This window comes from Verrucomicrobiota bacterium, assembly GCA_037139415.1.
GTDB lineage: Bacteria > Verrucomicrobiota > Verrucomicrobiia > Limisphaerales > Fontisphaeraceae > JBAXGN01.
The window spans coordinates 1-11,290 of record JBAXGN010000228.1; the positions used below are offsets into that span (position 1 = coordinate 1).

The 11,290-nt window shown below is 55.3% G+C and carries 6 protein-coding genes; 4 read left to right on the top strand and 2 right to left on the bottom strand.

Annotated features, from left to right (window positions below):
• Positions 1–209 precede the first annotated feature (209 nt).
• Entirely contained in the window at positions 210–2,630 is a 2,421-nt protein-coding gene (locus WCO56_26240) for a hypothetical protein (protein ID MEI7733099.1), read from the top strand.
• The gene (locus WCO56_26245; protein MEI7733100.1) at positions 2,578–3,636 is read left to right on the top strand and encodes a hypothetical protein; all 1,059 of its coding nucleotides are present in this window, start codon (positions 2,578–2,580) and stop codon (positions 3,634–3,636) included. The genes WCO56_26240 and WCO56_26245 overlap by 53 nt, the downstream gene beginning before the upstream one ends.
• A gap of 18 nt (positions 3,637–3,654) precedes the next feature.
• Here WCO56_26245 and WCO56_26250 read toward each other — a convergent pair whose 3' ends face one another.
• Positions 3,655–5,202: a DNA methyltransferase gene (locus WCO56_26250; protein MEI7733101.1), complete on the bottom strand. Its 1,548-nt coding sequence runs from the start codon at positions 5,200–5,202 to the stop codon at positions 3,655–3,657.
• Positions 5,203–5,498: 296 nt separating this feature from the next.
• On the opposite strand from WCO56_26250, the gene WCO56_26255 reads away from it, so the two are divergent.
• Both WCO56_26255 and WCO56_26260 read left to right on the top strand, forming a co-directional pair.
• Positions 5,499–6,812, top strand: a complete 1,314-nt coding sequence (locus WCO56_26255; protein MEI7733102.1) for a Gfo/Idh/MocA family oxidoreductase — start codon at positions 5,499–5,501, stop codon at positions 6,810–6,812.
• 34 nt (positions 6,813–6,846) lie between these two features.
• Positions 6,847–8,889 carry a hypothetical protein gene (locus WCO56_26260; protein MEI7733103.1) on the top strand — a complete coding sequence of 681 codons (2,043 nt, stop codon included), beginning with the start codon at positions 6,847–6,849 and terminating at the stop codon, positions 8,887–8,889.
• 26 nt (positions 8,890–8,915) lie between these two features.
• Here WCO56_26260 and WCO56_26265 read toward each other — a convergent pair whose 3' ends face one another.
• The gene (locus WCO56_26265; protein MEI7733104.1) at positions 8,916–11,228 is read right to left on the bottom strand and encodes a YfhO family protein; all 2,313 of its coding nucleotides are present in this window, start codon (positions 11,226–11,228) and stop codon (positions 8,916–8,918) included.
• Between the last annotated feature and the right edge of the window lie 62 nt (positions 11,229–11,290).

The window sequence follows — 11,290 nt, forward strand, 5'->3', positions numbered from 1 at the left end:
AAATTGACAGAGCACGGCGAAAAAGGCAACTTTTATTTGCGGATAAGCACTAAGTTTGTTTAATGTTTTATTTGACGTTGCCATCACTTTTCCCATATTCTTTTTGTAATAAGCTATCGTCGGGGAATTGCTTTTCCCAGCGATCGGGAGAAGGACAACCCGTGAAGCTGATATGAAAGATTCAAAACGAACAAAGAAAGTAGTGAAATATGAAACGTATGCATTACAATATTTCGCAGCGTGTATTTGGCCTGCTAGTTGTTATCTCGGTTTTGGCTGGGCCGAATATTTTTGGCCAAACAACCAATCCACCGCCCATTCAATTGCAGTTTTCCAAAATGACAGATAGTGCATCGCTTATATCATGGGAAGCAGAGACCGGAGCGGTTTATCAGGTGGAATCCGCCGATATGTTGGACCAAACCAACCTGCATGGATTGATATGGGTGGTGCGAGAAACAGACTGGCCTTCGCTTGGCTGTCAAACCAAATGGATGGATGTTGGTGATACAGCATGGATTCCACGGATTTTTCACCCGGTCTTTCAGAATCATCGTTTTTATCGGGTGACGAGGACCGGAATGGCGACGTTGCCAGCCTCCAGTATTGCGCTGCAACTATCTCAAACCAATGCCGCCTTGCCATCGGGGACAAATAGTGTCCAGGGTGATTTGGATATTTCCGTTACTCTGACCCCTGCCGATACCAATCAAACATTATCATCAGTCGATATTTTTGTGGACGGACAGCGGTTGTACAGTATTCCCAGTACAAATTTTATGGTCTCCATTAACACCACTGAATGGCCTAACGGACCGCATGAAATTTATGCCGTTGCCACCTTAACCGATGGTGGCGAAACAATCCCAGGGAGCGATGATGAAGTGGCCACCAATGCGGCCAATTTTTCCATCGGTATTTCCCCGATCTCCGTATGTGTGTTCTCCAACTATATTTCACGCTTTTTTGTGGCGGTACCGTATTTCGATCCATTAACCGGCCAGGCACAGGAAATCACGGCCGCATTTCCAGAAGATACTTACTGGAGGCTAACTGTGTTGAATTATCAGTACACACCGGTACATCAATTTACCGGGCAATCCTCGACGTTATATGCCGCTTGGAACGGCAATAACCAATCTGACGAGTCTATTCCATACGGTTATTATGATTATTATATCGAAGCACGTCCGTCGCGGTATGGACCACTAGCCAATTATTCCTTCACCGGAGGACAGGGGAATAACATGATGTTCTCACAAACCACCACGCCACTTTATGGGGCTCAGTTGCGCGCTTCATTTTATCAGCAAGTTCCGGCGGCGATGGAATTCAGCGCCACCAATACCGCAGTGCGTGAAGTTTTGTCCATTCCCAGCCTGAATCCAACCAACAATGCTGTTGGGGGCACTAATATCAATAACGGCCCTCCAATGCCAAGCATGGCTGCCCGGCAAGCACTCGGGGATGCATGGTATCCGACCTCTGCAAAAATGGCGATGGAAGCCGGATTGTCCGATTATTACATACCCGCCCCTCCAATGCCGCCTCTACGCACCAATATCAATGGACTTTGGAAGACCATTGCATGGGAGGAAGTTTACGGAACACAACCGTTGATCAAGGTTAATATATCGCCCATGGCGGGAAGACGAAAATTGCAGGGGGCTTCGCGCATGGCGCAAGCAAATAGTAATGATGATCCTCCCTTGGATAATTGGGCTGATACCGTTTATACCACCATTACTCCGGTGCGGATTCCTGGCAATTTGTTCAAGGGATATGCGGGCACGGTCGGTATAGGATTCCAAGGGAATCATCCAAAATTTTCCGTTCAGAGACCGTCTGGCAATGTCATTTCGCCTACGAGTCCGGCTTATGGACCGTTAAGCACCGTTGCGGCGTTAACTCGCAGTTTCTCGATCAACATGGGGCTTGGGGGATGGCGCACCAGTTTTTATCTTGGGAACAATAATTTACGCAGACAGCATTTAATCCCATTTGAAGGTTATCCCGGCCGGTTTGCCACGCGTGCGGATTTTGGCTTGCTCGCCGGTCACATGACTGCGACCGCCAATAATTCCTGGCTGACCTGTACACATTCCTATTTTCCATTATACAATTCGGATATTGATCCAACCGCCATAGATTGGTTGCCCCTGCCGCAGATGAATTTCGGCGGCACGCCTGGTTCTACATTAAAATGGATGGCCTTGTATGGCTGCAATAGCCTCCGAGTGCAGGATTTTAATGATATGTGGTCCAAGTTTCTGTTACCCATGCCGTACAATCTGCGGTTGTTGCTCGGCTCCGAAGATGGTGTCTTTATAGCGCCGTCATTTGGCTTCCGTTTGGCTGGTAACTTGCATGGGTTTACCAACAACGGCACCCCGATGACCATCGCGAATGCCTGGTATGCTGCCGCTCAATATGTCGATATTGAAATGTCAAAATCCTGGAGATTTAAATTCATAATGAACACACGGACCATGACTGTGGGATACCGGTCAACCACGATGGGTGGAAGCTGGAATACTTTGAATGATTCCATCTGGAGCTATGGCGGCAATATCAGTTATGATTGGTTTGATGAAAGTATTGACCAACTTCAAGTTTTTCCGCCGCAATAATTGTATGTTGAAGTGTATTCCTGTTCTTTCGCTTTTGTTTGCCGCGCTGTTATGTTGGGGGCAAACCAACCGGCTTGAAATGCCTGACTGCGCTAGCCCTTTCACTGCAAAAAACTTTCAAGTGATCAATACTATTCCCGCCCATCGCTGGGGAAAGTTGCCAAAAGAAATGGCCGTTTTCAAATATTCAAACCGTCCCAGTGAGTTTCCACTGGCCACCATTCAAATGCTGCTAAAAGAATCCGGGTTCCCTGGTGGGACCATGGCGCTCCAAGCTGCCGTTACCAACGATTCCCCTTATGTAAGCAAAATGCTATTGCGTGGTGGAATCCAGTCGGACTTCTTTGCTGTTGATCCGCAGAAAGGAAGCATCATTCTTAATAGTCAGTTTGAACAAAGCAATTCCAGGGAGACGCCTCCCGCAGACGCAGTGCCTGCCTTTGAAACGGTCCAAAAGCAGTTGCTCCAATGGGGGGCTGCACTGGGAGTTCAACTTGATGGAATAAGCCGCAATACAAATGGGAATATGCTCGTTTTCAAAGCCGAAGGGCAGACGTCTAGGTTGGGTGGGGCGATCAAGTATAAAAACAGACGTTCATGCATGATGTTACGCTGTCTGGCTGGTTATCACATGCGCAGTTCTGATGACGACAAGATTTCCCTGGAGTTGGGCATCAACGGGCGCTGGTTGCGTTTTCAAATGAAATGGCCGGAAATCATTCCGGTGCGTACCAATAAAATTATTTCCGCCGAAGAAGTTGTTCAAGCGATTCAAACTGGACACGCGCTGGCAGACAACGTGAATGAATATCCCCGGCAGGGAATCGCCTTGGTTGAAATAATCGACTTTGAAATTGAGTATTATGTGCCCACCGTCGCCACACCCGCTCGGTTCAATAGCATCTCTCAGGCTGAAATTATCCCCATCCTTTCAATCCACACTAATTTTAAGTCCAAAACTGGTGAAACGGAGGATGGCGGCCTATTCGTTCCACTGCTAAAGTAATTCCCCTTTCGGCTCCCATTATGCCAATTTCCGTGCAATGTGTTCGTTAAGGATTTCTTTTACTGTCAGGGCCACGATGATGCGGTGTTCTTCTTTGAAGAAACGGTCAATCTCGCGCAGGGCGTCCTCGGAGAAGTCGAAGGAGATGAAGAATCCCTTTTCGCGGTTGGAGCGGCGCATGGCGGTTTCAAATTGATCAATGTCCGGGCGGCCCGCCTTATCCTTTTGCTTCACCTGAATGGGATACCAACGGTCTTGCAGCGCCAGTTCGCCCGCGCCAAAGGCTTTGGGTTCTGTGCCCACGGGGTAAATGCGGCCATCAATGCCCATATCGCCGACCTGCACTTTGTTCGGGATGCCGCCCAGGGCGATGACCGCCCAGTTCTCGAACTCGAACGGCGGAATGGCGCGGAGTTTTTCTTCCGTCCATGGCAGATCGCGCACCACAAACCCGCGTCCGGACTTCCACAGCGGTTCGCTTTCGGGAAACCCGCAGACATCCCGCAAGCGTTTGGCCATCACGCGGCAGGCCGTGGGGGAAATATCAATGCCGATCCATTGCCGCTTGAGCTTCTGCGCGGCCACCAGCGCCGTGCCGCAGCCGCAGAAGGCATCCAGCACAATGTCGTTTTCGTTGCTGCTGGCTTTGATGATGCGCTCAAGGAGAGCCAGGGGTTTCTGAGTGGGATAGCCAAGGCGCTCAAGGGAACCTCCTCGTAACGAATTAATGTCATCCCACCAACTCTGTAAAGGAACACCAGGCATGTCATCGAGGAAGAATATCCTGCATCGTTTTGTCGGCTTGCCGTCTTTTCCGAGTTTGATCCTGCCATGGCTATTGGGAACTTCAGTTTGCGGCGCATTCCAGTGTTCCATCATGCCGTCGTAATTTGTACGCCAGCGCGCCCGAGTTCCCATGAAGTCGTACTCCTCCATCTTATTTTGTGGGTCGAGCATGTTTTCAGCTTTGTAATACCGGCCTGACGGCAGCGCGTTCCATTCTGCATCAATGTAGTCTTGTGAATAAGGAGTGTATTGCACGTTCCATGTGTAGCCTTTCGCCTGCCCTGTATAGAAAAAAATAGTATCATGGATGTTTCCATACTTTAAAGGGTCATTGTGCGCATTTGCTCGTTTCCACACGATTTCATTCTGGAAATTATTCTCCCCGAAAAGCTGGTCGAGCATGACCTTGACGTAATGGGAGGCGTGCCAGTCGCAATGGTAATAGAAGGAGCCGGTCTTTTTGAGGACGCGGGCGAGTTCAAAGCACCGGGGGCGCATGTAATCAATATAGGCTTGGGTGCTGGCGTGGCGGTCCTCGAAGGCGCGCTTCTCCTTGGTCTCGCCCCAAAAGACTTCGTAGTTGCGGTTGGAGTTGAACGGCGGGTCAATGTAGATGAGGTCCACGCAATGATCGGGCAGCTTGCGCAACTGTTCCAGGTTATCGCCGCAATAGACGACGCGGGTATCCACGAGCGCGGAAGGCCGACCGGCAGGCTTGTTCGCCGCCGTGGTTTCCGGGGCAGTTTCCGTGGAGTTCTTTGACTTCGCTTGCTTGACCATGGGGCGAGAGTAAGGTAAACCGCCACGCCGGGTCAATGCTGGGATACTGCGACGGTTGAATTGTTGCCTGCAAAAGTCGTCACCAACCTTCCAACACTTCTCGGACTTGTACCGCCAGACTTTGCATGGTGAACGGTTTCTGGAGAAACTGCACGCTGGCATCCAGAACACCGTGGTGTGCGATCACCGGTAAACTTGCATTCGCGCTTTGCCATCCTTATTCGCGTGGCTTGGCCTGATTAGCGGGCACAAAATCTTCCCCTGACAAACGCTTGCCTTGCGGTGCCATCTCGTTTATGAATCATCCCATGATGAATACCGCCACGAATGCTTGGTCGCGCCGTCAGTTTCTGGCCGCGGTTGGGACGGTCTCGGCCGCCCCGCTGATTGTTCCCGCTTCGGTGCTGGGACGCGATGGCACCGTTGCCCCCAGTAACCGGATTGTGATGGGGAATTTTGGGGTCGGCAACCGCGCCCGCGCCATCCTGCCCCACTTCATGTCCAACCCGGAAATCCTGATGCATGTGGTCTGCGATTGCCGCGCCGACCGCCTGAAATCGGCGAAGGAGATGGTGGATGGCTTTTATAAAAATACGGATTGTGAAACCCAGGATGACTTTCGCGATTTGCTCGCCCGCAAGGATGTTGACGCGGTGTTCATCGCCACCGGCAACCGCTGGCATGGCATGGGCTCCATCCTGGCCGCCAAAGCCGGCAAGGATGTGTATAGTGAGAAGCCCGTCTCGTTGACCATCGCCGAGGGGCGCGCGCTGTGTGACATCACCAAGCGCCTGGGCATCGTGTACCAGGGCGGGCATCAGCGGCGCAATACGGATAGTTACAAGTTCATGGCCGAGGTGGTGCGCAAGGGGATGATTGGCAAAGTACACACGGTGATCAACCAGGTGTGGGAAGGGCCGGTGGTGAAGTACGCGCCGCCCACGCCCGTGCCGGCCGGGTTCAATTATGATATGTGGCTGGGCCAGACTCCTTATCGCCCGTTCAATTGGGGGCATGTGAATACCTGGCAATATTTCTGGGATACGGCGGAAGGGGTGATCACGGACATGGGCTGCCACTACACTGACTTGATGCAGATGACGCTTAACATGGATCATACCGGGCCGGTGGAGTACGAGGGCAAGGCGGAGTTTCCCGATCCCCGCGAAGCCTACAGCGAAACCCCGATCCGAGGCGAAGTGCGCTGCCGCTATGCCAACGGGGTCACCGGGGTGATCGCCCAGCGGGGCAAGTTTGCGGATCGTTACATCCGTTTCATCGGCAGCGAAGGTTGGATACAAGTGGATGACCAGACGAACCTGATCACGGCGGAACCGAAATCCATCCTGAGCACGCGGGTGATCAATTCGAAGAGCTGGGCGGATACCGGCGACCATATCGGAGATTTTGTCCGCGCCATCAAGAATCGCACGCTGACCTCCGTCCACCCGGAGGCCGCGCATCGCGCGATCAGCGTGTGCCAGCTTGCGAATATCTGCCTGCGCTTGGGGCGCAAACTGAAATGGGACCCGGAAAAAGAGCTGTTCACCAATGACCACGATGCCAACCGGATGCTGGCACGCGCGCCGCGCGCACCCTGGCGCCTGTAAAACAACCCAATTTGATTCACTGAGTCACATCCTTATGAAACTTAAAATTTTCACGTTATGGCTGGCGGTTGCCGGCCCGTTGTTTGCCGCCACGCCGCCCCGGGTGTCACCGGCGGGTCTGGATTCGATCTTCCAGGCAGCCAGGGCGTATGCGCCGGGTGCCAGCCGCGAACCGTTTGGGGTTCTTGAGCAGTTGATCCAAAGCAGCCAGCCGGGCGATGTGGTGCGCAAGGAATTGGAGCAGCGCATGGTGCGGTTCCTGGACTCGAATGCCTCGGACGAAGCCAAACGCCTGGTTTGCCGTCAATTGTGGGTCATGGGCACGGATGGCTCGCTGAAGGCGTTGGAGAAACTGCTGGCTGGCTCGAACACCTGCGCCATGGCCTGTTATGCGTTGCGAAATTATCCCGGCGATGCCGCGAATGCGGTCTTGCGGACGGCGCTGGAGAAAGCGCAGGGCTCGGCGCTGCTGGATGTCATCAACGCGTTGGGTGACCGGCGGGATGCGAAATCCGTGCCGGCCCTGGCCAGCCATCTGGCGCGAGCGGATTCCGAGGCGGCCCCGGCAATCATCGCGGCGCTTGGACGCATCGGCACCCGGCAGGCGTTTGCCGTGTTGGAACCGATCATCGCCGCCAACGATAATCCCAACGCCATGCCAGCCCGGTTTGCCGCCGTGCAAATTGCGCAGCGCCTGATGCAGGAGGATAAAAAATCCGAGGCGACGGCGGTATTCAAGCGACTTCAGCAAGCGCCTGGTTCCCCGCGCATTGAACGCGCCATTTTGCTGGGCCTGGTGCAATTGGGTGACGCCAGCGCCCGTGATCTGGTGGCGGAGGCGTTGCATGGCAGCGATCCCCTGATGCGCTCCACCGCGATTGCGCAGATTCCCCGCTTGAAAAACCAGGATGACGCTCAGTCATTTATTTTTGAGTTGGATAAAGCGGAGCCAATTGCCCAGGCGCAATTGGTGGATGCCTTTGCGGCACGGAAGGAACTCGCAGCGTTACCGGAGATCCAGCTCCTGTCCTATAGCGAGCGGCCGGCGGTGGCGAATGCCGCGCTGCGGGCACTGGGGCGATATGACAGCATCACTTCCATTCCGATGCTGATCGCCGCTGTCAACCGCGGGCAACCGGTGGAAAACGTGGTGGCGGCCATTGACAGCTTGCGCCAGTTGACCGCTGCGAGTGTGAATGAGCGGATTGCAGCGGCCCTCCCGGACGCGCCGGTGGCGGCTAGACCTGATCTCATTGAAGTATTGGTGGCGCGCCAGGCCACTGCGTTTGTTCCCCTGTTTGTCCAGTTGGCCGCTGATCCGGATGCCAAGGTGGCCGGCGCAGCCCTGAAAGCCATTGGTCGTCTGGGCACGCCGGATCACATGGCTGCCTTGCTTCAACGGCTGGTCGCCAATCCCAACGCCGACACGGAAACCGCCGTTATCCAATTGGCGCAAAAAATTGTGGGGGCCGGCAAACAATCCGAACCGGTGCTGGCGGTGTATGCGGCAACGACCTCGGTTCCGGGCCGGGCGGCCTTGTTGCGCGTGCTGGCGGAGACGGCCGGGCCGAAGGCGTTGGCGACGGTGGTTGCCGCCACGGCTGATCCCGAGGAGGCGATCCGGGATGCCGCAATCCGTTCGCTGGCGAATTGGCCCGAAGTGGCCGCGCTCAAGGTGGTGTTGAGCCACGCGCAATCGGCTCAAAAAACCGCGCACCAGGTTTTGTTGCTCCGTGGTTACCTGCGGTTGCTGGCCATTCCCGGGCAGCGCGATCCGGCCCAAACGCTGCAGAATTACGAAGCCGCGTTCCAGCTCGCCAACCGCCTGGAGGAAAGACGGCAGGCGTTGTCAGGGCTCGGCGAATCCGGCGTGCCCGGCGCCCTCAAACTGATTCAACCCCTGTTGGACGATCCAGCGGTGCAGGCCGAGGCGGTGCTCGCCTGCGTCACGGCTGCCAAATCCGCCACCGAACCCGACAAAGAATTGGTGAAAGCGGTTCTGCAAAAGGCCATCCAGGTCGCGACTGATCCCAAAGTCAAAGCCCAGGCGCGTGCTTTGTTAAACCAATTGAAGTAGGACTTCCCCGAACCAACCCTTCCCCCTCAACCGCCCTGCGGGCACCTTCTCCCCCGTGGGGGAGAAGGACGGGATGAGCGAAGCAACCAGCCCAGCAACCCAACCAGGGTGACGCCGGATAGCAACGCACCAATCCTGAACCACCAATCCCGGTAAACCAATTCGATGGCATGTTTGCCGGCGGGCACTTCGAGAGCTTGAAAGGCCAGGTTGGCTTTCAGGATGGGGGTCTCCTGTTGGTCCACGAATGCACGCCAAGGGTGATAGTAACTCTGCGCCAGGACCACCAGTCCGGCTTGCGGCGCGTCCGTTTCAAACCGAATCGCGTGGGCCTGGATCGAGACCTTGCGGATTGCGATGGTGACGCGATTCGTGGCGCGCAACGTGTTCGCATAGCGCTGACTTAGCAATACCCCCGCTCGCGGGTCCATGGGCAGGTCCGTCCAGTCAGCTTCCCATTTGGGAACAAACCAAGGGGCCTGGCCGCCGGTGATCAGCGGCAGGGCGTTGGTGCGCGGTTCCCAGGCCAGGAATTGGCGCGTGCTGGAAACTTGTTGAATGCCCATGAAATCCGCCAGTCGTTCGGGAATACGGTTGCTTGGGGCAAAAAAGGTGAGTTCCCACAGGCTGCGAGGGCCGGGCAGGTAAAGGGAATAAAATCCATCTGGTGTCGGGGTGCCGTCCAACAAGTTGCAATTGCCAAATAAACCAAGTCGGCGGCCGGTGTAATCCGCCACCGCATTCGTCAACATGGAACCGTACAGCCGGTCATGGGTCGGCTTGGTCATCAGGGCGCGACCAAACCCCGATTGGGAATCTACGGCTATTTGATTCGGTTGGCAGGCCGCCACGGGCACCGTGGGGTTTTGTGGCGGCACATGGGTCAATAAATCCAGCGCCAGCAAGGCGATGAAACCGTACTGCATCCACTGCGAGGGTGAACTGGACGTGCGAATGTTGGCCAGCAATAATACGGTCAACCCTGCTCCCAGCATGATCCGGCAGCCACCATTATAAAACAACGCGGCGGCGGATGCGTATTCAAAACGCAAGCCCAGCATGGTGGTGATCCCAATCAAGAGCCCGGCGAGGATCATTCCGGTCCATACTAATTTTGGAGCGGTTGCCATGCGCGAAGGACGAGCCAGGGCGGCGACGGCCAATCCCGCGAGCACCGGCAGGCAGAAGACGGGCAGCACCACAAACTTGATGGGGAACCGCATGAATTTCAGCAAGGGCAGGGTATCTGCCAGCAATTTGTAGAGCCCACCGTGATATCCCAGCGCCATGACCAACCCGAACAAAGACAACAACACGAACAGCATGACGCGCCGTTCCCTTCGCCAATACCAGGCACCCAGCGCCAATACCAGGCAAAGCGCGCCGACATAATACGAGGAGGCCCAATCCTGGTTGGGCTGGAAAAAGACGCCCAGCGGCGAGCGGTAACAGCCAAATAACGGGGTCAGCAGATTCAACCATCCCCACGATGGCATCGGCCAGGTGTTGTTTTCAAAATTCTGGCCGCGATTGGAGTGCAGCGCCAAATCCGCGAATGGCAGCAATTGCGCGGCGGCGAGCAGTAACACGAACGCAAACGCGGTGGCGAATCGCGCCAGCAAACGGCTCATCACCCGGAGTTGTTTCCGCGTTCTCCAGAGGTCCAACGTCAGTAGTAAACCGGCAATCATCCAGGTGAACACGATGATTTCCGGAGCGCCCGCCAGCATGGAAATCGCGCCTACCAGTGCCGCAATGGCGATTTTGCGCCCACCGAACCGCCAGGCGGATTGGGTGGATAAAATCACCCACGGCATCCATCCCAAGGCCGCCACATTGTTGGGCCACATCAGGCAATTCAGCGCGAGCCCGTTCAACGCGAACACCGTTCCGGCCAACGCCGCCGCCAGCCGGTTTCCAGCCGTCCACCGGCTGACCAGCACAAACATGCCGGTGCCCGCCAAGACCAGGTGCAACAAGCAAAAAACATTCAGCGACCACGGCAGGGGAAATAGCAGATAAATCAGTGACAAGGGATACAGTGTGAGCGTGTTCCATTGCGCCAGGAACGGCAGGCCGCAATTGTTCAGCGGATTCCACAGGGGAACCTCTCCGCGCCAGAAAGCCTCGCGATGATAGTGGGCCAGCGGGTAACCGAAGATGCCGAAATCACGGAAGAAAAACGATTCACTCCCGGACCAGACCTGCGGAAACATGGCGAGCAACAGCAAGGCCAGAAACAGGCCGAAGGTGAGGGGCGTAAGCGTCGGCCCCGCCCATCTTTTGAATGGCGGTGCGTGGGCGGCAACGTGTGTTTCCTGACCAGACATTCCGGGCATGCGTTAAATAGAGCCCGTCCCGAAGCAGAATAAGCAATAGCCACTGCGACGGTTGGGATTTT

Excerpts from the sequence above, each read along its gene's own strand:
- WCO56_26240 (MEI7733099.1), top strand. The coding sequence starts at position 210 with ATGAAACGTATGCATTACAATATTTCGCAGCGTGTATTTGGCCTGCTA.
- WCO56_26245 (MEI7733100.1), top strand. The coding sequence starts at position 2,578 with ATGATTGGTTTGATGAAAGTATTGACCAACTTCAAGTTTTTCCGCCGC.
- WCO56_26250 (MEI7733101.1), bottom strand. The coding sequence starts at position 5,202 with ATGGTCAAGCAAGCGAAGTCAAAGAACTCCACGGAAACTGCCCCGGAA.
- WCO56_26255 (MEI7733102.1), top strand. The coding sequence starts at position 5,499 with ATGAATCATCCCATGATGAATACCGCCACGAATGCTTGGTCGCGCCGT.
- WCO56_26260 (MEI7733103.1), top strand. The coding sequence starts at position 6,847 with ATGAAACTTAAAATTTTCACGTTATGGCTGGCGGTTGCCGGCCCGTTG.
- WCO56_26265 (MEI7733104.1), bottom strand. The coding sequence starts at position 11,228 with ATGCCCGGAATGTCTGGTCAGGAAACACACGTTGCCGCCCACGCACCG.